This is a genomic window from Pectobacterium polonicum, assembly GCF_005497185.1.
In the GTDB taxonomy this organism is placed as follows: Bacteria; Pseudomonadota; Gammaproteobacteria; order Enterobacterales; family Enterobacteriaceae; genus Pectobacterium; species Pectobacterium polonicum.
Window position 1 is genome coordinate 60,359 of sequence record NZ_RJTN01000010.1, and the last position, 23,000, is coordinate 83,358.

The following is a 23,000-nucleotide window of genomic DNA, read 5'->3' on the forward strand; positions in this document are numbered from 1 at the left end:
ATCAACGTAACGTGGTTCTCAGTCCGTTCACCATTTTCATGGTGATATTACTTCGTACTGTAGACCGGAACAGCGGTCACTTCTGGCACGGCCTCGGTCAGGTAAGCACCGGCTGCGCTGCTTTTGACTTCATTCTCATCAATAAAGCCATAGAACACGCCCTGCGACGCGGAAACGCCGCGAATTTCCGCATCCCCGCGCATTTGCGCATTGCCTGATAACACAATACCGCGTTCATAGGCTCCCGGCCCCATGAAGACTGTATGTAGCCGTGCGTTATCACGAACGACAGTATCGCCCTGCATGACGGTGAGGCCGCTAACAACGGCACGTCCTTCCACTGTTCCGCTCAGAATCGTTGCACGATCTTCAATTCTGGCGTTATCCCTCACCGTACCACCGATGACGCGCGCATAAGGCCCGACGTAGGCGGTAGGCGCGACATTCGCAGAATTAGACACCCAGCCGCCGCCGTTTGGATGGCGAGAGCCGTTAGCGGTTGGATTCGGCGCACCGGGCTGGCTGCCTTCTGGCCAAACGCCTGTGAAATCGGCCATCCACGGATAGCGGTAAAGAGAGTAGTAAGCCTGATCCCACTTGATCTTCTGCATTTGCGACGGTGTGCCCATCACCACCATGTAAATGCCGCGATCGTCCTGTCGGATAGTGAAATTTTTCACCGTAGCCGACGCGCCGCGCTGCAATTCACTGTAGCGAGAAACGCCGTCCGAACCGACAGCGACAATACCCCAGCGCCAGTCGGAATTTGGCTGCGGCATGGTTGCCGGATCGTTTTTCAGCCCCGGGAAGCGGGTAATGGCCGATTTACTCTGCACCATACCACGGAATTTAACGGTGATTTTCGTCGCACCGCTTTCTGGGATAAGTTTGACGATGTTGTAGCCTAACTGCTGCGGAGCCTGATCGAACGGCACGGAGAAGCGGCGAAAGCTGGCGCTGGCACCGACAACGGGCTCAAGCGCGGTGGTTCTCAGCAAACGGTCAGCGTTACTCTGGTTGGGTTGGACCGCCCCATAGCTGCCGTAGGTTGAGCGGTAAAAACGACCACGATCGAAACCATCTGGATCGACGTAATCCCAGTTGACGTTGTGCATCGCCCAGTCGCCGAAGACGTCGTTGAATTCTGACTGGCTCCAGCCCATGTTGGTACGCAAAACGGATAGCGGATCGGCGGTAGATTGGCCGCTTTCGCCCCATTTCGGCGCTTTTGCCCACATATCGTTGATGGCGCCATAACCAAAGCGGTTCTTCAGGTATTCCATAAACTGCCAGTTGCAGTAACGGTTACGCGTTGAACCCAGATAAATATGCGAGTAGTTGACCTGCATTTCCGAACAGTGTGCCGACGTACCGCGGAATTCATCCATCTGGTGCGTCATCCAGTTCGCGTGGGATTCCCAAATCCAGCCCACGTAGTTATCTCCCGTACTCTGGAAACCGCCTGTTTGCCCTTGCAGTGCATGGGTAAATTCGTGCGCCAGTCCCCAGTTATCTTTGAGTGAGGCTGGTCCGATCCACATTCCCATACTGCCACCGCCAGCAATACCACCGCTGAGGCCAAAAGTGGGATCGATGTGAATATTGGCCTTATATTTCACGGTTTGTTTGCAGTAAGGCTCGGGATACTGAATTTGGTTAATGAACTTATCCCAAATTTGTTCCAGTTTTTGCCCTGCGGCAACCGCATCATTCCGATTAACGTCGTTATTATTCCAGCGGAAGGCAAAGTGCTCCGTTTGGTATTTCACGGAAGGCATATCAGTGATGGAATTATCCACCTGCCAACTGCCTGCGACACAAGCCTCAGCGGCGTTTGCCGTATTGACCATTAATGCGCCACTTAAAACGAGTAGACAGTTTAGGGGCGTGAGACGTGTTTTTATTTTTGGCATAAATCCTTTTCCTAGCATGAATATTGCTAATCAGCCTTATTATTTATCGAGAATAAATTCCTCGTTAATATATAAGACTCCATCCCAAGGCCATCATGGCCTATTTTGCTTAAGTAAAAAAATATTGGCCTCTGTAAGAAGAGGCCGATTGGATTATAGATTAGTTTTATCTTGTTACCTATTTCATTTTAATTTTTTGGTTATGTTTTAGTTTCCTAAAATAAGTATGGTTATTGATGTGATGCTGTATTACCAAATAAATCAGGCTGGCGGCCAGTAATGAATTAAATGCCGGTACGCCCCACTCAAAGGCTAATCCGACGATGGCGCCGACAGTGCTGGCAATAATAGCCGGCCAGCCAATCAGCGGCGTTTGTGCGCTGTCGGGTAATTGGCCTTCAGCACGACTGGTGTCGAGCAGGGTTCTGTGAGTGCGTAAAATATAATAATCAACCAGCATCACGCCGATAATCGGTGGGAATAACACGCCCAATAGCGTCAGAAAATCGATAAAGCGGTCCAGAATACCGGCTACGGATAGCGCAGTGCCGATGAGGCCAATCACCAGTGTTATTGATACATAACGTAGTTTTTTTCCCGTAACGCCTTCTATCGCATTGGCGATGCCTAAAGAGGAAGAATAAAGATTAATATCATTCACCCTCAATGTTGAAAATATAACGGCAATCAGCCCGAGCCCACCCGCAGCCTGGGACATGATCGTTACGACGTCTGCGGTGTTGAGTGCGCGGGCAATAATGATGGCAAGACCGTTCACAATAAATTCCCCGACGATAATCGACAGCATCGTCATCCAGAAAACGTGTTTTCCTTTTTGGGAATAACGCGTCATATCTGGGGTAATTAAGCTGGCGACAATACAGCCGCCTACCACCATCGTCGCGCCTGCGCTAATGGAAATAACCTCGCCGTTGGGGGCTGAGGCAAGCAGTTCAGCAATATTGTGGCCGGAGAGCGTCATGATCGAAATATAGCCGACAACGAGAACAAACATCGGTACGGCAATTTTGGCGGTGAAGCGTAATGCTCTGAAGCCAAAGGCAACCAGCAGTGTCAGCGCAATGCCGGAAAGGGCAGCGGACCAGCCAAAGCCGAGCTTATCCGCCATCGCAAAGTTAAGCGCCTTGGCGAATACGGCATTTTGGACACCAAACCAGCCGATGAGGCTAATGGCGATCACCAGCCCAATCAGGACGGAGCCAATACGGCCAAAGCCGCACCAGCGTGCGAGCAGGCTACCCGACATGCCTTCTTTCATTCCCGCATAGCCCAGCCCCACGGTCACCACGCCAAAAATGGCGCTGCCAATAAAGATGGCGATAAATGCCTGGCTTAGCGTCATTGAATGGCCGAGTACTGCGCCTAGCATAAATTGGTCTAGCGCGGTTAACATCCCGATGTGCACTAAAGCTACATTTAAAAAAGGCAGTCGAACATTTAGCGGAACGCGACTGACCGGATAATCATCTATTTTTTCCATGTGGGTATATTCGCTTATATAAATTGAATGCCTTTTTCGATGAGTGAATTGGGAATATAACCATCTATCCCAAGGTGACGACAAAATTCCTCAAATTGAGGTAATGAATGAGTCTCCGCTTTTTGATAAATACTATATATTCTGTTCTCGATGGTTTTAGGTGATACATTCATTTTTCTTGCAATTTCTTTGTTTGAAAAACGTTGTAACATCAAAAAGATAGTGTCAAGCTCCGACTGGGTGAAAATGCTGGTAGTTAACTCAGTTTGCAACGTAGTCGGCTTTTTTTGGTCTATATAAATGAGCGGAGAGCGCGTATCCAGAGCTCTGGCGTTCCACATCGTACCAATGCACACTTTATTTTCATCAAAGATAGGAATCTTTTCGCTGACAAAGGGAGTTAGCGTTTTCTTTCCATACCAATAGTGTGTTTCGATCACGGTTACGCGTTGCTCGCTATTTTCTGTTAACCGGTCATGTTCTTTTAAATCGTCAGAAAGTTCCGCCCAACTGGCAGGAAATTCATCATCTAATCGCCCTTCAATATCAAAACGTATTGGCGTATTGGTATAAAGGTAAGCGGCTTTATTCATGTAAACATGGCGCGATGATAAATCTTTAATACCCCATGGTTCATTTAAACACTCCATCATAATAATCAGATTGCGAATATAATCAGTCATGTTTGCTTGTGATGATGGCATCCTGCCCTCCTTATAGGTCGGGATTAATTCAACGGATCAATTTAGCTAAATAGTGTCGAGTATGCTTGTGTGCATATCCCGGTAGGTTTCCATATTCTTTGTAGCCCAACTTTTCGTAAAACCCCTTGGCTTGAAAGTCGAATGTGTCTACATAAGCTAGATGGCAGCCTCGTTTTAGTGCTTCTTTTTCAGCAGCTTGCATAAGTTGACGACCAAGGCCACTTTTACGGTGCTTATCACTAACCCACAGGTATTGAACTTCTAATGCTCCCCACCAGGTTCTGGATATTAACCCTGCGATGATATTATTTTCATCGTCTTTGAAATTTAAAAAAAGGGGAGAAATATCAACCGCGTCATACTGTGCGTTGTGCTTCCACAGGCTTTCTATTACAAATTCTTCTTCATCCAGCTCTGGTGTGCCAGTAATATTCAGATTCATTACAATAAAACCTCATTATTAGCATGCTAAATTATACTTCCAATGTGAATGCTTCTTTATCATATCAAATATATTTAGGCAAGAGTGAATTTCACTCGTTCTTAGGTGGCTATATTACTCTATGATAAACAGCATAATCTGATAGGTATTGATTGTATTTTGATGATAATCAGAAAGTAAGCACGTATTTGCCTCACCAGGGAAAATACCAGATCATTTATAATAAAAATGTATGTTTTGTCGAAAAATGTGTTTTTTATGAGGGGGTTAGTTACTTGCTGATCTTCTTGAAAACCGATGCTGGCTAAACACAATATGCTGACTAAAAACAAGGTGGAGGCCATGGTAAATCCGGCCTCCTTTATCCTGCATATCTTTAACTTATTTCTGCTTCAATTTCCGCTAGGGAAACGATACGACGTTCTGCCGCGGCACGCGTTGCGGCTTCTGCCATCATTTGAGCACGCAGTCCATCATAAACGCCGGGAACGGAAATGGCTTCTGGCGTACCAGCATTGCGCACAAATACCGTAAAAGCCTGAATTGCGGCCGCATAGCTTGGTGCCATGCGGATCATGGGATCTTTCGGCAGCCCTTCCGTCAGGACTTTGTCATCAAAAATACGCATGACGCTGCCCTCGGTAATGCGTGATGATTCAGCCAGCCCGCCTGTACCAAACACTTCAATGCGATCGTCATAGCCATATACGGCGCGACGGGCGTTATCGATTTGGCAAAGCGCCCCGCTGGCGGTGCGCAGTGTCACCATCGCGGTATCGACATCGTTAGCTTCAAGAAACAGCGGGTCGGCAATCACCGAACCGAAGGCCGAGATATCCGTAACTTCTTCACCGGTTAACCAGCGCACCAGATCAAAAAAGTGGATCATCTTGTCATAAAACAAGCCACCGGAAACGCGTAGATATTCTAGGGAGGGAATTCCGTTAGGGCCGCGTGACGTGATTTGCACGGTCTGTATTCGACCCAAACGCCCCTGTGTAATGTCCGTTTGTATTGCGGCGTGGTTACGATCGAAACGGCGGTTAAAGCCGACCATCACCTGCTGCTGCTGTTCACCTAATTCAATCAGTGTGCGGTGGGCTTCTGCCAGCGTTGAGGCCAGCGGCTTTTCGCAATACACTTTTTTTCCTGCTCGCACGGCCGCCAGCATTAGCGGGCAATGTGTCTCTGTTGATGACGCGATGATGACGGCATCAATCTCATGAGCCGCGATGATGGCTTCTGCGTCAGGGAATACACGGGCACCGTGTTCAGCGGCAATTGCTTCTGCCCGTGCTGCTACGGGGTCGGTAACGGCAACCAGCCGTGCGAACGGGTGATTTTTCAGGTGTTGAGCGTGTACCGAGGCAATGCGCCCGGCACCAATAAGTCCGATAGAAATCAAAACGGTTCTCCAGTAATTATTCGGTAATCATGAGCTATTGCAGGCTATTAGCCGACGGTCATGGGGAGATCGTCCGCGTCTGCCCATTCGGACAGCGAGGCATCGTAAAGGGCGACATTAGGATGGCCGAGTAACGTCAGGACAAAAACGTCGGCACTGGCAGCCACGCCGTGTCCGCAATAGGCAATGACTTTTTTATTATCGAGATCGAGCGCGGCAGCGGCCTCACGCAGCCGATCCAGCGGAAAATAGGTTCCACTGTCGGCATCGAACAGGCTGGCGGCAGGCAAATTATGGCTACCAGTGATGCGCCCAGCACGACCGTAATTGTTTCCCTCCGCGCCGGAGAACTGTGCGGGCTGGCGTGCGCTAAGGATGCAAATATGTTGGTTACCGATGGCGGCCAGCACTTCAGTTTTCTCGGCAATCAGGTGCGGACGCAGCGAAGCGATGAACTGACCTGCTGGGCGATGGCGACCCTTACCACTTTCCAGCGGCAGGTGTTCGCGCCGCCACTTTTGCAGTCCGCCATCCAGCACAGCGACGTTATCAAAGCCAAAAACGCGTAACAGCCACCAGACGCGAGTCGCCCACCACGGGTCGGCGCTGGAATAAACCACAACGCGAGTGTCGGGCCGAACGCCAAAGCGTGTCATGGCGGCAGCGAAATTCTCTGTCGTAGGGAGCATGTATTTATAGCGGTGGGTGTTATCAGACAGGTCGGCTTGTACATCAATAAACTGCGCGCCTGGGATATGGCCAGCATGAAAATCAGCCCGTGCTGGTTCTGCGCGGTATAGCGTTTTTTCATCAGGGACTAAACGGGTGGTACAGTCAAAAATCAATATATCGGGGTCGGTCAGGTGGGCGGCGAGCCATTCGGTACTCACCAGCCCGTCAGCATGTGACGTCTTCATCGTGTTTTGTCCGTTACTCTCACAGCACCTTGTCCAGAAAGGCTTGTGTCCGAGGGTCCTGTGGATGATCAAAGAATGCCTGCGGCGTGTTGCTTTCGACGATTTTTCCTTTGTCGGTAAAGTAAATACGGTCGGCAACCTCGCGGGCAAAGCGCATTTCGTGGGTGACCAAAATGCAAGTCATGCCATCACGCGCCACATCCTGAATAGTGGTCAGCACTTCTTTGACCATTTCAGGGTCCAGCGCGGCTGTCACTTCATCAAACATCATTACTTCCGGGTTCATACACAGCGCCCGCGCAATGGCTACGCGCTGCTGTTGTCCGCCGGACAACTCGCCCGGATAGGCGTTTGCTTTGGCTTCCAGATGCACTTTTGCCAACAGCTCACGCGCACGGACTTCCACGTCTCGCGCTGGCTGTTTTAACACCTGCATAGGGGCCATCATGATGTTTTCCAGGACGGTACGATGCGGGAAGAGGTTGTAGCTCTGGAAAACCATTCCTACCTTACGTCGCAGTGCCAGCGCATCCAGCTTGGGATCGTTCACCTCAATGCCACCGACGGTGATCGAACCTGCATTGATGGGAGCCAGCGCATTGATGCAGCGCAGCAGCGTAGATTTGCCGGAGCCGGAAGGGCCGATGATGCAAACAATTTCCGAACGGGCGACGGACAGGGAAATACCGCTCAGCACGTTTGTTTTGCCAAAGGATTTATGAACATCAGTCAGGATTACCTGTGCAGGCGGCGTATGCGTATCAGTCATCAGCGGGTTCCAAATTGCCACGTCCGTTCTAAACGGCGTGAAAATAGCGAGATCGGAAAAACAAAGGCAAAAAAGAGGACCAGCGTAATGCCATAGGCTGGCAGAATCAGGCCGGGGCGTGTTTCCGTGGTTAGAATCGTTTGGGTGATCGTCATAACTTCCTGCACGCCGACCACATTGGCCAGCGATGTTGCCATGACCACTGAACAATAGAGGTTCATGGTAGGCGGTACCATCTGGCGTATCGCCTGCGGTAAAATGATCGTGAGCGTGGTGCGAACGCTACCAAAGGCGAGGGCAGCAGCGGCTTCCCACTGTGTCGTGGGGATGGATTTCAGCCCGCCTCGCACAATCTCCGAGGTATAGCCACTGACGGGGATAGCCAGTGCCACAACGGCTTTCACCCAGTCGGGAAAGCTGAACCATGTACCTGCAATCTTGATCTCAAACGGCAGCAGGAACATCACGTAAAACATGATGACCAGCCAAGGGCTGTTGCGAAAGAATAAGGTCAGAATGCGAGCGGGCAGCCGGATAATCGCAACATTGGCCATCTGGGCGGCGCCCAGCAGCGTACCGGCCAGCATGCCAATCGCCATACTCAGAATCGAAATGAGTAAATTGAGTCCGAACCCTTTTAGAATCAGCGGCAGCCAGGGAAGTAGTACCGCGGAAGCGCTACCTGCGGGGAAAATTGTGTCTATGATCGTCATCGTCCTAGCCCCGGTACTTTTAGCCAACGCTCCAGCAGTTTCACCAGTAGGGTGAATATGCCCATTAATCCCAGATAGCTGAGCAGCACCACATTCATCATTTCGAGCACATTGAAGTGTTCCGTCCAGATTTCATGCGCCACATATAGGGCTTCAGGCACCGCGATGGCATAGGCAAGCGCGGTGCTTTTGACGATCTGAGCCATGTTATTACCCAGCGCAGGCAGGCTGGTGCGAAAGGCCAGCGGCAAAATGATATGAATCATGGCGCGGGTGCGGTTGTAACCGAGAGATTCTGCTGCTTCGACGGTCGTTCTCGGCACGGCTTCAATACCCGCCCGCAGGATCTCGGCGACAAAGGCGCCGTATTGCAATGACAGGGCGATAACCACGAATTGAAACGGCGAGACCAGCGGCAGTTCACCGTTTTGTCCGTAGGTGGAAAGATGGAAGTAGGAGCCGATACCAAAGAATAAAAAGTAGAGCTGGGCGAGTCCCGGTGTATTCCTAAATAGTTCGACATAGGCAGTGACCAGCCAGCGCAAAGGCCGCAGGCTGGACTGCCTGGCAAACACGCAGAGAAAGCCAATGAGCATTGAGCCGAGGAGCGACCAGACTGCCAGCTCAACGGCAAGGGTAAGCCCCGTAAAGTATTTACGGGCTTCCCATGCGTTGTAAAACACCGAAAAGTTCCAGCCTGTTTGCTCGTAGAGCGCTTTAAACCCATCGGCGATAAATAACATCATTGTTACAGCTTAATCGCTTCTTCGTGGGCTTTTACGGCAAACGGTGCCGGTTTCAGGCCCCATTTTTTCGCCAATTCAATGATGGTGCCTTGCTTATTCCAGTCTTTGATCACATCGGAAATGAAGTGGGTAAACTGCGGCTCGTTAAAGCGAACGGCCAGACCCCACGGGCCTTCGGTAAACGGCGTTAGGTTCTGAATGATGTAATCTTTCCAGATGCCTTCTTTGTCGTTAAGAAAACGAGCCTGAAGATAACTGTCATCGGATACCAGCGCGGCACAGCGACCGTCACGTAAGGACTGATCGACTTCCTGCTGAGTCTGGAAAGCAACGATGTTCGCGCCAAACTTCTGTTCTAACGGGACGTTCCAGCTCGATCCCTGATTGCTACAAATCGCTTTGCCTTTCACCTCTTCCCAGTTCGAGAAAGTCACGCCTTTTTTCGTCAGCAGCGCTGGGCCTGCGGCGTAATAGTAAGGTTCGACAAACTGAACCAGTTTCTTACGCTCTTCGCTAACCGTCAGTGAGGTAAACAGGATGTCGCATTTGCCCTGTTGCAAGAATTGCACGCGGTTTGCGGGCAGAACGGGCACCAGATCGACTTTGACCGTTTTACCCAGTTGCGTGGACAGGCGTTGAGTAAAGTCGTTCAGCAGATCGATGTGCAGGCCTTTGGTTTCTCCCGATGACTCGAGAAAGGCCAGTGGCGGGTTGTTGACGTTAGTACAGACTGAAATCACACCGCGATCGGCGATTTTTTCCAGTACGTCAGCGTGGGCAATCGTGGGAATGAATGATGCGGTAAGCGCAACACCACTCAAGGTCATCAGAGAACTCAGCATTGTTTTTGACATATGATCAATTTACCTTAGTTAAGATAAGAGCCTCTGATATATTTTGCTAACGAGGCAGCCCACAGATAGGGGGGAATGTAGGGGGAATTGCCATTTTGTGTCAATAAAATCAACATTCGATTAAGTTGTATATATATCAACTTTTTGTATATGCCCGTTAAATAGAGAGAATGGAAACGTGAAAACTCGCAACGTCCAGCCTGTGGCGAACATAGCTGAAGAGGTGACTCGAACTGAAAATGTAAAAGGGGAGCTTAAGACGCTGACAAAAGGTCTGGCGGCACTGGATTTGCTGATGCACAACCAAACGGTGCGAACCAGCGATGTCGCTGATGTACTCGCAATCGATAAAAGCAGCGCGTCACGTATTCTGCAAACGCTGGCTCAGGCGGGCTATGCGCAATCCGGCGAGCGCCGCAGCTTTGTGCTGGGGCCAAAATTGGCCGATAGGCCGAATACCGTGCGCCCAAAGAAAAGCCTGCGCGTGTGCGCTCGTCCGGTTCTGGAATGCCTATCTGCCCGTACCGGAGAAGCGGTACATTTATCGATTCTGGCAGATGAGCAGGTTTTATATTTGGATACGATCGAATCCAGCTACTCTTTGCGGGTTGATAGCCGTCCTGGCACCCTGGCACCTCTGGCGTATACCGCGATTGGCCGGATTTTTCTCGCGCTGGCGGGAGCACCCTTACCCGATCAATTGCAGGCGCAAACGGAGCACACTATTACTGACCCTCGCCTCTTTCAAATGGCGCTACAGACTATCGCACAGCAGGGTTATGCACTGCATGATGAAGAGTTTCATTTGGGTATTCGCGGTGCGGCTGCGCCCTTGTTCGATCGCAACGGTTACGTTATTGGGGCCGTTGGCGTTTCTGGCCCAACCGTGCGTATTCACACCGAAGACCTCGATGCGTTGGGTGTGCTGGTGCGTGAAGAAGCGAATAAATTTATCATGGAATAATCGGATGAGACCCGCGCGTTCCGGCGTGTCTCTCACTGTGTGACATCAGGTTAAGGTCAATTCGGAATATGATGTAATATTGCTGTATATGCAAAATTGAAGATAGTTGTTGATTTAGGGATGGGTTGCGGCAGACTGGTAAAAAGAGAGGAATCGGGGCCAGCCCATCAACGAGAACACGATTTATCATGAAACCTGAAACGAAGGTTATCCATGCCGGACGCCATCCAGATGATTTTCTTGGTGCGGTTAATACACCGGTCTACCGTACATCCACGGTAATTTGCAGTTCGATGGCAGAGTGGGACAGTAAACAGCGCCAGCAAACCTCTTTCGATGAGCCAGAACTCTTCTACGGCCGCCATGGCACTCCAACCACAAAGTCGTTGCAAGAAGCCATCGCAGAGCTGGAAGGTGGCTATAAATCCTTTGTTTATCCCTCCGGCGTGTCCGCGTGCGCGACAGCCATTTTAGCGTTTACCTCGGCAGATGATCATGTGCTGGTGCCTGACAGCGTCTATGGCCCAGTGCGTCAGATTGCTGGCACGCTGTTGAAAAGATTTCGAATCAACGTCGAGTTTTACGATCCGGCGCTGGGGGCGGATATTGAAAAATTATTCCGACCTGAAACCCGCGTGGTATACACCGAAGCGCCAGGTTCAATGACGTTTGAAATGCAGGATATACCGGCCATTGCTGAGGCCGCTCATCGTCATGGTGCCATTGTCGTGATGGATAACACTTGGGCTAGCCCGCTGTATTTTCAACCCTTTACTAAAGGTGTAGATATCTCTGTGCAGGCGGCGACAAAATACATTGTCGGCCATTCTGATGTCATGATGGGGATTGTTACCGCCACCGAAGCGACCTACCAACGTCTGAAAGCGACCACGCATGAGCTGGGTTTGCTTGCTAGTCCTGACGATTGTTATCTGGCGCAGCGCGGTTTGCGCACGTTGCATGTCCGCTTGGAACGTCATTATCAAACGGGGCTTCGGCTTGCCGAATTTATTGCCCGCCAGCCAGAAGTTGCCCGCGTCATTCACCCTGCGTTACCCGACGATCCGGGGCATGCCCTGTGGAAACGTGATTTCACGGGGGCATCGGGGCTCTTTGCGTTTGCGCTCCACCCTGCGTTAAGCCACAAACGCACTGCGTTTGTTGAAGCGCTCACCTTGTTTGGCATTGGCGGTTCCTGGGGAGGCTACGAAAGCCTAATCCTGCCGCTGAACCCCGTCCGATCGGTTCACCCTGATGCGCATCCGGGGACGTTGCTGCGTATTCATGCGGGATTAGAGAGTGTGGACGATCTGCTAGCCGATCTAGAACGGGCTTTTGCCCTTATTCGCCAATCTTAGCCTGCCATTTGGGGCATTTCATCGAACGACACATCATTCTAAAAGAGAGTCATGCTATGCGAATTATTGCCTGTGGGGATTTGCTGTTTTCCAGTCGCAATCTGGCCGCGCGAGTAGACAAAAATATCGTTGACCAACTTGCAGCAGCGGATGCTGTTTTCGCCAATGCCGAATTTTGTTGCCCAAAACCCACCACGCCACCTGCGGCGGGTCGTGGCTATATCACGGCGGTGAAGCAGGCAACGCTGGACGAGTTTGTTGATTTAAATATCAAGCTGGTTTCCTTTGCCAACAACCACACGGGGGATTTTGGCTGGGAAGGCGTCGTTGATACGATCGATGCAGCAGAAGAACGCGGGCTGATTCACTGCGGCGTAGGGCGTAACCTTGACGATGCCCGTGCGGCGCGGTTCCTCGATACGCCAAAAGGGCGAGTTGGTGTCGTTGCCGTCAGCAGCACCCGTTCGGAAATCTTTGCCGCGAGTGTCGCAGGGGGCAGTGTGGTCGCACGCCCTGGCCTCAACCCGCTGCGCTGGGGGCGAGCTTACGTATTACCGGACAAAGAATTCGAGCAGCTACAGGGGATCACTGAACTGCTTGGCGTCGCTGACAGCAACCGTGAGGGTGCCCGAATTGAAGTGATGGCAGATCAGGGGCCCGATCGTTTTAAATTCGGTTCGCTGTTTGAAAGTTCGATACAGATAGAGCGCGGCGAACAGGCTCACGTTCGCACGTTTATGAATGAAGAAGACTGCGCTGCGATTCTGAAAAGTGTACGCGATGCGGCAAACCGTTCTGATGTCGCCATCGTTAGCCTTCATACGCATGAAGGGGAAGGCGATGGCTGGTATGCCCCACATCCCCCAGCATTTATCGAAGATTTTGCCCGCCGGGCCATTGATGCGGGGGCATCAGCCGTGGTGGGGCATGGCGCGCATTTCCTGCGTGGGGTGGAAATTTATAATAAACGCCCGATTTTTTACAATCTGGGCAGCCTGCTGATGGAGTTTGAAGCGGGTGAATCGATTATCGCGCCAGAAATGTATACCGCTTACGGCTACGATCACGATGCGCGTCCTTCCGATTTGCACCGGGCGCGAGCAAAAGATCGGGAAGGGAACTTCATTGGCTTCAATGCCGAATCCCGTTTCTCCAAAAACTGTGCCGCGTTGCTGGATTATGCCGACGGGGCGCTACAGTTCACATTGTTACCCCTCGATCTGGGTATGAACCGTGAGCGTCCGCTCGATCGTGGCTTACCCGTTACGGTGTCTGCGGCTCTCGGGCATGAAATCGCGGCCGATCTGACGCGCATGAGTGCACGCTATGGCACGGTATTACGCTATGACGAGGTGCTCGGAACGATCGCGATTGAAGCAGCCTAAACGGCAATTCTCTGTCAGCCTATGCCTCATGAAGGAGGCATAGGTGAATATTTTCCCGCTCGTTTTTCCTCTATGCTTCTCTTTTCTCACTTTACCGGGCTGTTATACCCGCCATACTTCACGCTGCTTTGCGTTGGCTGCGTTTAGCGATCTTTTGCTTTTCTGTGCAAATGTTGGCAAGAAACGCCCCTTTTTACCCTGTTTGTCTCTATCGGAGAGTGGACTGAATGTCGTTAAAAGCCTTACGCACGTTGGTTGCGATTGCTCAGTATGGATCGTTTGCCCGCGCGGCTGAAGCCGTATGCCTGACGCAATCTGCCGTCAGTCTGCATGTCCGCAGCCTGGAAGAAGACTTCAAGGTGTCGCTTTTCGATCGCTCACGCCGCATTCCGGTGCTCACCGAAGCCGGACATCGCGCAGTGGAGCAGGCGCGGGATATCCTTGCGCAGTATGACGGTATTGCCGCCGAGTTAGGCGAGGGTGGGGAACTGGCCGGACGCCTGCGAATTGGCGCGATCCAGACCGCACTGGCTGGCGTTTTGCCCGCTGCGCTGGCCGCATTACGTCGCGCTCATCCACGCCTGCGTGTTCTGGTGAATTCGGGGATGTCGGCGGAGCTGGCAATTCGCATTGATGCTGGCGAACTGGACGCCGCTGTGACCACCGAGCCGGTAAAACCTTATCCAACCGGTCTGGTGAGCACGCCGCTGTATCAGGAAGGATTCTGGATCGTTGCCCCACCGGCGCTGGCGTCTCTGGATGCCAGGCAGCTCCTGCAAGATCGTCCTTTCATTCGTTTCGATCGTCGTGCCTGGGCTGGGAGAACTATCGATCGCGAGCTGCGCCGCCAGCGGCTGCGGGTACAAACCGATATGGAGCTGGACAGTCAGGACGCGATTATTCAGATGGTCGCCAGTGGGCTTGGCGTAGCGGTGATTCCCCTGTCCGAACGGGAGAAGAACCGTTTGGATAATCTGCTCTGTATCCCCTTCGGTGAGCCTCAGCAGCAGCGTCGTGTTGTGCTGCTGGAGCGCGAAGACCGCCCGGCAGCGCGCCTTGCTGCGGCACTGGCGGAAGCGATTCGAACACAGTCTGGTGACGACGCCATTCATGAGAAATAATTGAGTTAACGTCGATTTAATCTCGTTTTTTTCTCATCAGAAGTCCCGCTATGGTAGTGCCAGTTTCTTCACTTTCAGGTACTGACTCATGGTGTCCACTTCGCAGTCCATTTCCCCTCCGCTATCACCGATTTTGCAAATGGCTCGGCGAGCCGCAGCGCGACGAGCCGAAGGGCATGATGTTATCGATCTGACATTGGGTGAGCCTGATTTCAGCGCGCCTGAGCATGTGATTAGTGCGGCGCACGAGGCACTTGAACAGCCGTTAACCTATTCACCGGCGAATGGTCTACCGCGTTTGCGTCAGGCGATTCGGGCGCGGTTGCAACAGGATCGTGGGCTAACGTATGGCGATGATCAGATTGCCGTTGGCTGTGGAGCCAAGCAGATTATCTTCAATGCGTTCCTCGCCACGCTACGGCCAGGGGATGAGGTCATCATTCCTGCACCCTATTGGGCAAGCTACCCCGACATGGTGCGGATGTTTGGTGGCGTGCCGATTATTCTGCCGACGGAAACGCGGAACGGGTTTCGGCTGGAGCCGTCATCCCTTGCGACAGCGCTGAGTGACCGTACACGCTGGCTGGTACTTAATGCGCCGGGAAATCCGTCGGGTGCCACTTATGAGCCAGTGACGTTGCTGGCCTTCGCGGAAATTCTTCGTCAGTATCCTCAGGTGAATGTGCTCTCGGACGATATCTATGCGCATATCCGCTTTGGTTCGGAGCCTTATGCCACGCTGGCGGCGGTGGCAGAGGAGATGAGAGAGCGTACGCTAGTGGTTGATGGCGTTTCCAAAGCGTATGCCATGACGGGCTGGCGCGTGGGGTGGGGCTGCGGTTCGGCGGAATTGGTTCGGGCGATCACATCGATACAATCGCAGAACTGTACGCAGACCAGCACACTCAGCCAATTGGCGGCTATCGCTGCGTTGGAAGGGCCGCAGGATGGGCTGGCAGAACGAGCGGTAATCTATCGGCAGCGGCGCGACGCGGCGTTGACGGAGTTACGCCGTAGCCCACGTATCGACGTGATGACGCCCGATGGCGCGTTTTACCTGTTGCCAAAAATCCACGGTGTGCGTGACGATAATGCGCTGGCATTGCGCCTGCTTGATGCGGGCGTCGCGACGGTTCCGGGAAGCGCATTTGGTGTTCCAGGTCACCTGCGTGTGTCTTTCGCTACCGATTTGGCGGTTTTGGTCGAAGGATGCAGACGGATGGTTACCGCGCTGGAGGCAAGCGAATGATCGTCTCGCTCCTGCTGGCGCTGTTGCCTATCGCGCTACTGATCGTGTTGGGATCGTGGTTACGTCAGCGTGCTTTTCTGACGGCGGCATTTTGGCCACAGGCTGAAAGGCTGGGTTATTACCTTCTGCTTCCCGCACTATTTCTGCATGGGCTGGCGACAGCGCGTCTGGATGGCGTGCCGGTAGCGGCGATGATCCTGACGCTGGTGTGCTCGACGCTGGCTGTCGCTGTCGGGCTGGTTGCAGTACGCCGCTGCTTTCCCGTTGATGATGCGGCGTTTACCTCGATATTTCAGGGCGGCGTCCGTTTTAATAACTATGTTGGCGTGTCTGCCGCTGCCGGGCTATTTGGCGCACACGGTGTGGCGCTTGCCGCCGTCGCGAACGCGGCAATTGTGCCGACGGTCAATATTCTCTGTGTCTTGATTTTCGCCCGCTACGGCAATGCCGGGACGCCGTCATTCAAGAATATCGTGCGGCTGCTGGCGCTAAACCCGCTGGTGGTGGCCTGTGCCATCGGCATTACTTTGCAGATTACCGGGTTAGGGTTGCCGCCGGGGATTGAGCCGGTAATGAAATCATTGGGACAGGCGTCGCTACCGCTCGGTCTGCTGTGTGTGGGCGCGGCGCTGGATTTCTCTGCCGCGCGTAGCTGGCTGCGTCCTGTAGTGATTGCATCATGCGCGAAATTTATTGCGATGCCGCTGGTGACGATCGTCGCCTGCCACCTCTTCGGTCTGTCTGGCCCAGCGGCGATTGCCTCACTGCTGTTTCAGGCGCTGCCGACGGCATCGTCGTCTTACATCATGGCTCGCCAGCTTGGTGGTGATGCGCCATTGATGGCAGGTATCATTGCGGTTCAGACACTGGTGGCGGGCATTGCGCTGCCGATTGCCGTCCTTGGGCTGAGTGGACTGTTATAAATTCTTCGAATGTTCTTTTTGTAACAATGCCTTGCTAACGATATGGTGATTTGTTCTTTTCTATCTATTTGTATTTTAAATGAATTAATCCTTGCGTTGAAATAACAATAATAATGCGTATAGTTATCATTTACCTTTCTGTGCAAATGTTGACAAGAAACGCCTCAGCATCTCGCCAAAATCACCATCAGTTAACCGAGGATATACCATGTCTTTTAGAGTTACTCGCGCCGAAAAAACGCGCGTTTGTGATTCTTCGCTGGCCGGAGTAAAACCATTCGGAGTCTCTCTTCTCGCCCTGTTGATCTCAGCCTCTTTCCTACCTGTTCAGGCCGCTGCCGAAGAAAAACCAGCTTCCGGTGATACGCTTGTCGTCAGCGCGAATGCTAACGCTAATGCAGAAGTCAGCGACCCGCAGGATTACAGCGTGAAAGTGACTAACGCCGGAACCAAGATGACGCTGACCCCACGTGATATCCCACAGTCGGTGAGCGTCATCAGCCAGCAGCGTATCGAAGATCAAGGTCTGCAAACGATTGGTGAGGTGATGGCGAACACGACGGGTGTATCCTCCAAAATTATCGACTCCGAACGCATGACGTATTTCGCGCGTGGTTTCCTTATCAATAACTACCTGTTCGACGGTATTCCAACGGTGGTTGACGATATCTGGAACTTTGGTGATTCAGCTTCGGACACGGCGATTTACGATCGTATCGAGGTGGTGCGCGGGGCGACTGGGTTAATGACCGGAACGGGCAACCCTTCTGCCGCGGTAAACATGGTGCGCAAACATGCGGACAGCCGTGAATTTAAAGGCTCGGTATCCGGCAGCTACGGCTCATGGGATAAACAGCGGATGGTGACGGATCTGTCTGCGCCGCTGACGGAGTCCGGTAATGTGCGTGGGCGTGTGGTTGCAGGCTATCAGGATAATGACAGCTGGCTCGATCGTTACCACAGCCGCAAAAAATTCGTCTACGGCGTGATTGATGCCGATGTTACAGATTCCACCACGTTATCCCTTGGCTATGATTATCAGGATAACCACAACACTAACTCAACGTGGGGTGGGTTGCCGACGTGGTACAGCGATGGCAGCCGTGTTCGTTTTGATCGCAGCCTTAACTCCGCGCCGAACTGGAGTTATACAGACTCAACGTCGAAAAAAGTGTTTGCCGGTTTGACCCAGCGTTTTGATAACGGCTGGCAGCTGCGTATGAACGGAACGCATGACGAAACGAACTTTGACTCGAAACAGATGTATGCCAACGGTTTCCCAGATAAAAATACTGGGGTACTGGTTGACCCTTACTATCCTACTTATAACCCTGTAGCCGTTGGTGCCTATGGTGGCTGGAATAGAGGGAAGCGTAAAGTTGATTCTGTTGATACCTATGCGACAGGTCCCTTCGAGCTGTTAGGCCGCCAGCATGAGTTGGTGGTGGGGGCTAGCTATAGTAGACAAAGTAATGACTACTATAACTCTTACCCGACAGATACGCTGACTTCTACTGCTGTTGGTAATTATTTCAACTGGAATGGCAATCTTGCCGACCCTGCATGGAGTTCTTGGCAACCTTACGAAAACTCTACGACACGCCAGAAATCAGCTTATACCTCGGCACGATTCTCGTTAGCCGATCCGCTGCACTTGATCGTTGGTGCGCGCTATACCGATTGGAGCGTAGACGGGTCCTCGGATAGCGATAGCCGAAACCGCATTACGCCATATGCGGGACTGGTGTATGACATTGATGATACTTGGTCGACGTATGCCAGCTACACCGATATCTTCCAGCCGAACAACAAGCGCGATATCAACAAAACCTATCTACAGCCGACTACGGGCAGAAACTACGAAACGGGTCTGAAAGGGGATTGGTATAACAGTCGTCTGACCGCGTCAGTTTCGGTTTTCCGTATCGAACAGGATCACGTTGCACAGACAAATAGTGCTCGCTTTGCTGGGTCGAACGAGACAATTTATTACGCTGTTGATGGTGTCGTCAGCAAAGGGATCGAATTTGAAGTCAACGGCGCGGTGACGGACAACCTGCAAATGACGTTTGGCGGTTCTCGTTTTGTTGTGGACGACAAAGATGGCAAGTCGGTCAATCCAGAATTACCACGCACGTCGTTCAAGCTGTTTACTCGCTACCAGTTGCCAATGGTGCCGGACTTAACCGTTGGCGGCGGCGTGAACTGGCAAAATGGCATCTGGCAGGAAGGCTCTGGCCCGCAAAACACCACGCTGCGTGCCGATCAGGGCAGCTATGCGCTGGTTAACTTGTTTGGCCGCTATCAGGTGACTAAACAGCTGGCGGTACAGGCGAATATCAACAACCTGTTTGATAAAGAGTACTACGACTACGTTGCGCCTTATGCTGTGTATGGCACGCCGCGCAGCGTCTCGATGACGGTTAACTATGCGTTCTAGTCCGATGCTCTAAATTGATGCAAGTGACTTGCCCGATGGCTCGGTGACCTGCTGTCGGGAATAATCGTAGCGCTCGTTGTTTCAATGACTCGGGCGCTTTTTCTTTTGCTGCGATGTTGAAATGTCTCCCTTCATCACCTGAAGCATTGGTTACATGAATATACCCGTCATACTTCAAGTTGCAGGTGCGTTGGCTTCGCTACTCGGCACACTGACGTGTGCCTCGCCCCTTGGGGCCGTTGCAAGCCGCGTTACAAGGCTTATCAATAAGCCTTGCCCTATCGGGCCAACGCTTTGCGTTGTTCAAACGTTACGTGTGTCCTGAAACTCGAATTATTTAGGGTTATATACCCGTAATACTTCAAGCCGCAGGTGCGTTGGCTGCGTTCACTCACCCGAATCACTTACCTGAGTAAGCTCATCGGGACTCCCTCTCTTGCCGCCTTCCTGCAACTCGAATTATTTGGGGTATAGATAGTGGAATAGGGGGTTAACATTGATTCGGGGATCGGGGACAATTGCGTATTATATTCAGGCGGGGAACCGTTACCGTTTTTTCCTTTCGGAACATTTTTACAGGGATTGAAAAATGAAGTGCTTGAACTGCGAGAACGATGCGCAAAAAGAATCTGGCTTGTGTACAGATTGTGAAGGAAAAGAGCAGCAGAAGATTAACGGTATTCTCTACCTTCCGGCGCTGGGAATTATTCTCTCTGTCATTATGGCGCCGTTCTCACTGTATGAACTGGTCAGTGTCGTGTTGGCGCATTTCAAAAAAACGGGGTTTGTTAGTTATTACAGTCTGTTCGCTATATTTTGCGTCATTGCTTTATTCGGCATGTCTATTTTTACTGCGCTAACGTTTTTTCGCCGCAAGAGGCGGACAAAGGTGGTAATGGTCGCTTACTATGTCATTAATGCCGTTTGCGTATGTTGCCTAACGTTATTGCCTTCACTGCTGTTTGGTGTCGCGCTGGACGATGATGCATTGAGTATGCTTTCTGGCGTTGTTGTCGGCATTATCGTCTGGGTTCCGTATTTCTTGTTCTCGAAAAGAATTCCGCTGGTTTTTAGTCGCTAACAAATAGGTTCAGCCGAGAGTGAGTGCCTGTGCGGCCAGTGTCTGGTAAGCACGTAGCGATCTGCACTTTCCCCTTAACCGACTATAAATAGCTCAACGTGAAGTTTGCCGTTGCCACAAAATCGCCGGACTTAATCAGGTCGTCGCGTATCTTTTCGATACGGGCTGAAAAGGGAATGGTGTTGTCCCCACTTTGCAGCACAATGCTATCTGTGCTGCTGTTGATGCCGACCAGTTGATTGGCATGATAAATGCCAATCGCGATACCTTTGGCACCGGATGGCGTATCCAGCGCCAGACGCTTGGGCAGTAGCGGCTCTTCTTTCCCTGAAAAGCGGACGGTGACGTTTTGGTAGGTATCCAGATTGCAGTCCGTGAGGTTAATCGTGAAATCATGCCAACTGCCGTAGCTATTGGTTTTTAAATAGCGCTCAGAGATTTCGCTCATGTTCACCACAATCGCTTTGCTTTCCGTACTGACATTACAGGCGGCGTTGACGACGGAAACGCGGAACGTCACTTCACGATCGCTCAAAAGAGGGGGCTGTTGTGCAAAAGGTGAACTTGATTGTAGTGTCATAATACCGGCCGCTACGGTGAGCAGGATGCGGCAAGACGTGATTCTTATTACTGTATTGTCATTTTTTATCATCGTTGCTATCTCATACAGGCACGCGGATTAGTGATAATTAAAACGCAGAATAATATTTTTTTCGGTATCGCCGACAGTCGCGGGGCCTGCGGCATAGAGTTGTGCTTTATAGCGTCGCTCAACTACGCCACTTGCTGTCGTCAGTCCTTCGACCAGACTAATGAACTGATTAAACGTCACGTTATTACCGCTGCGCATATCTTCGATTTTCAGCGTAGCGCCGTTCCCCATATTCATGCCGTCTATCCCGACGAGTGAATTCCCTCGTGAGGTGGCATCAAAATTGATGTCCAGATCGAATCCCTTACCGCAGTCTTCGCCACCGTCGGTGGACACATCAATGTTAAATTCCGACTGTGCTAGTGGACCGGCCTCCGTGCCTGACCACGCCCTGACCGTACCAAAGTCGACATAACTATCGGGCGAAACGTTGATCGTCGCGGCGCACTGCATAATGTCGATGCCGTGTAGTCCTGACAGGCTCAAGCCATAGTTACTGTCGGGTTTATTATTGATGCCCCCTTCACCATCAATCTGGAAGACTGACAGGGAGTCCGCTCCTGCTGTGGTGTCGGTAATGTTCCCCGTTTTTTCGAGATAGAGCTGTACTGTGACATTTAGCATGGTTGGGGAAGCGGGCGGGCGTGAACCGCTGGGGCCTGCGATGACCCACTGTCCTGTGGGTACGCGGGAAGAGGTGGAGCCGCCATTGGTAATCACGCCGAGATCCTGCCCGTTATAGATGATGCCGATTCCGATGCCCTGTCCGATGATCTTTCCTTCGGGATTGGGATAGAAATAGGACATCTCACCCTGCGGGCGGACGGAATGATATGCCCAGCAGGCCAAATTGCGGGTATAGCTTTTCGACGTCCAGAGACGGCTGCCGATCGGTAGCGTCGCCGGGATCTTGAGCGTGCCGATATCTTCATAATCGGCTACCGGGCCCGTCACGGTACCCAATCGACATTCCAGCGCACTGGCGTTAAACGCGGTTAAGCTGAGACAGAGTGTTGCACAGAAGACAACATAGCGATTTTTACGAATGGTTAACCAATGCATGGTCGATATCCCTGTAGCTTATTCATCGGTAATGGGCTGGCACTGGTTTTGTGCGCAAGTAAAAGGCAATGCAACATGGCCGCCGTAGTCGTTGACGTAGTACAGATAGAAGCGATTGATCGCGCCGTCATTGACTTCAACAGGAAACGTTGAGCGCGGTGCCACCATAAAGGCGTTGCCTTTTAACAGATTGGCAGGGTTGGCATTGGCTACCTTGGGTTGCTTCAGGATGCGGCTTACGGTGATGTAGTACGGGGTCGGGTTTTCCACCTGAAAAACGTTGCCCGTTTTTTTGATCCGCAGTTTTTGCTGCCATATCTCATCTTTTGCGGGCTTCACACCGCGTGGGCGGAAGAACACCTTGATTTCAGACTGAATGGCGATCTGCAAGACGTTAGCCTTTTCCGTTTTGGGCGGAATTTCCCGCACGTTAAGATAAAACAACGATTCGCGATCGGTTGGCAACTGTGTGATTTGTTCCGTCTTAACCAGACGGATCAGGCTATATCCTTTCGCTTCGATGCGCTGTAATGGCGGTAACACCATCAGCGGACTTGTTACTTTATTGCGTCGCTCGTCCGTCAGCCAGGACTGTGCCAGAAACGGATTCTCCGCGTTTTGGTTCATCAACATCACCGTTGCTGACTGTTCATCATCGTTAAAAATAACGCGGGTGCGATCGAGGCTCAGCGCACTATAGGCTGAGGGTATCAAAAGCAGGCAGCCGATAATGATTCCTGCTGTTCGCCGATAAGATGGGTATTTCATACGTACTCTCCGGGATTTTCTATTTCTTGCCGC

At 51.8% G+C, this 23,000-nt stretch carries 21 protein-coding genes; 8 read left to right on the forward strand and 13 right to left on the reverse strand.

Annotated elements, in window-relative coordinates:
* Positions 1-47: 47 nt before the first annotated feature.
* The 10 genes from EDI29_RS11965 to EDI29_RS12010 form a co-directional block, all read right to left on the reverse strand.
* Entirely contained in the window at positions 48-1,913 is a 1,866-nt protein-coding gene (locus EDI29_RS11965) for an Svx/AvrXca family virulence/avirulence protein (RefSeq protein ID WP_137741093.1), read from the reverse strand.
* Positions 1,914-2,091: 178 nt separating this feature from the next.
* Entirely contained in the window at positions 2,092-3,414 is a 1,323-nt protein-coding gene (locus EDI29_RS11970) for a cytosine permease (RefSeq protein WP_137741094.1), read from the reverse strand.
* 14 nt (positions 3,415-3,428) lie between these two features.
* Positions 3,429-4,118 carry a helix-turn-helix transcriptional regulator gene (locus tag EDI29_RS11975; RefSeq protein WP_137741095.1) on the reverse strand — a complete coding sequence of 230 codons (690 nt, stop codon included), beginning with the start codon at positions 4,116-4,118 and terminating at the stop codon, positions 3,429-3,431.
* Between the two features lie 28 nt (positions 4,119-4,146).
* A complete protein-coding gene (locus EDI29_RS11980) occupies positions 4,147-4,560 on the reverse strand; it encodes a GNAT family N-acetyltransferase (protein WP_137741096.1) in 414 nt (137 codons plus the stop codon).
* 376 nt (positions 4,561-4,936) lie between these two features.
* Positions 4,937-5,965, reverse strand: a complete 1,029-nt coding sequence (locus tag EDI29_RS11985; RefSeq protein WP_137741097.1) for a Gfo/Idh/MocA family oxidoreductase — start codon at positions 5,963-5,965, stop codon at positions 4,937-4,939.
* A gap of 47 nt (positions 5,966-6,012) precedes the next feature.
* Positions 6,013-6,882, reverse strand: a complete 870-nt coding sequence (locus EDI29_RS11990; protein WP_137741098.1) for a sulfurtransferase — start codon at positions 6,880-6,882, stop codon at positions 6,013-6,015.
* Positions 6,883-6,901: 19 nt separating this feature from the next.
* A complete protein-coding gene (locus EDI29_RS11995; RefSeq protein WP_137741099.1) occupies positions 6,902-7,651 on the reverse strand; it encodes an amino acid ABC transporter ATP-binding protein in 750 nt (249 codons plus the stop codon).
* The gene (locus tag EDI29_RS12000; protein WP_137741100.1) at positions 7,651-8,364 is read right to left on the reverse strand and encodes an amino acid ABC transporter permease; all 714 of its coding nucleotides are present in this window, start codon (positions 8,362-8,364) and stop codon (positions 7,651-7,653) included. Before EDI29_RS12000 ends, EDI29_RS11995 begins: the two co-directional genes overlap by 1 nt.
* The gene (locus tag EDI29_RS12005; RefSeq protein WP_137741101.1) at positions 8,361-9,110 is read right to left on the reverse strand and encodes an amino acid ABC transporter permease; all 750 of its coding nucleotides are present in this window, start codon (positions 9,108-9,110) and stop codon (positions 8,361-8,363) included. The genes EDI29_RS12000 and EDI29_RS12005 overlap by 4 nt, the downstream gene beginning before the upstream one ends.
* A 2-nt stretch (positions 9,111-9,112) precedes the next feature.
* The gene (locus EDI29_RS12010) at positions 9,113-9,964 is read right to left on the reverse strand and encodes a transporter substrate-binding domain-containing protein (protein WP_224718253.1); all 852 of its coding nucleotides are present in this window, start codon (positions 9,962-9,964) and stop codon (positions 9,113-9,115) included.
* A gap of 178 nt (positions 9,965-10,142) precedes the next feature.
* On the opposite strand from EDI29_RS12010, the gene EDI29_RS12015 reads away from it, so the two are divergent.
* The 8 genes from EDI29_RS12015 (at position 10,143) to EDI29_RS12050 (ending at position 20,485) form a co-directional block, all read left to right on the forward strand.
* Entirely contained in the window at positions 10,143-10,928 is a 786-nt protein-coding gene (locus tag EDI29_RS12015; protein WP_137741102.1) for an IclR family transcriptional regulator, read from the forward strand.
* Between the two features lie 188 nt (positions 10,929-11,116).
* Positions 11,117-12,286, forward strand: coding sequence for a cystathionine beta-lyase (gene metC / locus EDI29_RS12020; RefSeq protein WP_116586093.1), 1,170 nt, complete (start codon positions 11,117-11,119; stop codon positions 12,284-12,286).
* 56 nt (positions 12,287-12,342) lie between these two features.
* Positions 12,343-13,671 (forward strand): CapA family protein, encoded by a 1,329-nt coding sequence (locus EDI29_RS12025; protein ID WP_137741103.1) that lies wholly within the window; start codon positions 12,343-12,345, stop codon positions 13,669-13,671.
* A gap of 227 nt (positions 13,672-13,898) precedes the next feature.
* Positions 13,899-14,792, forward strand: coding sequence for a LysR family transcriptional regulator (locus EDI29_RS12030; protein ID WP_137741104.1), 894 nt, complete (start codon positions 13,899-13,901; stop codon positions 14,790-14,792).
* An 88-nt stretch (positions 14,793-14,880) separates the two neighbouring features.
* Complete coding sequence (locus EDI29_RS12035; protein ID WP_137741105.1) at positions 14,881-16,041, forward strand: pyridoxal phosphate-dependent aminotransferase; 1,161 nt, start codon at positions 14,881-14,883, stop codon at positions 16,039-16,041.
* The gene (locus EDI29_RS12040) at positions 16,038-16,964 is read left to right on the forward strand and encodes an AEC family transporter (protein WP_137741106.1); all 927 of its coding nucleotides are present in this window, start codon (positions 16,038-16,040) and stop codon (positions 16,962-16,964) included. The genes EDI29_RS12035 and EDI29_RS12040 overlap by 4 nt, the downstream gene beginning before the upstream one ends.
* 208 nt (positions 16,965-17,172) lie before the next feature.
* Complete coding sequence (fhuE, locus tag EDI29_RS12045) at positions 17,173-19,404, forward strand: ferric-rhodotorulic acid/ferric-coprogen receptor FhuE (protein ID WP_137741107.1); 2,232 nt, start codon at positions 17,173-17,175, stop codon at positions 19,402-19,404.
* A 589-nt stretch (positions 19,405-19,993) separates the two neighbouring features.
* Positions 19,994-20,485 (forward strand): DUF2569 domain-containing protein, encoded by a 492-nt coding sequence (locus tag EDI29_RS12050; RefSeq protein ID WP_137741108.1) that lies wholly within the window; start codon positions 19,994-19,996, stop codon positions 20,483-20,485.
* Between the two features lie 82 nt (positions 20,486-20,567).
* Here the strand turns inward: EDI29_RS12050 and EDI29_RS12055 are convergent, their stop codons facing one another.
* The 3 genes from EDI29_RS12055 to EDI29_RS12065 form a co-directional block, all read right to left on the reverse strand.
* Positions 20,568-21,065 carry a fimbrial protein gene (locus tag EDI29_RS12055; RefSeq protein WP_241664926.1) on the reverse strand — a complete coding sequence of 166 codons (498 nt, stop codon included), beginning with the start codon at positions 21,063-21,065 and terminating at the stop codon, positions 20,568-20,570.
* Between the two features lie 99 nt (positions 21,066-21,164).
* Entirely contained in the window at positions 21,165-22,199 is a 1,035-nt protein-coding gene (locus EDI29_RS12060; RefSeq protein ID WP_137741110.1) for a hypothetical protein, read from the reverse strand.
* A gap of 18 nt (positions 22,200-22,217) precedes the next feature.
* Entirely contained in the window at positions 22,218-22,967 is a 750-nt protein-coding gene (locus EDI29_RS12065) for a fimbrial biogenesis chaperone (RefSeq protein WP_137741111.1), read from the reverse strand.
* Between the last annotated feature and the right edge of the window lie 33 nt (positions 22,968-23,000).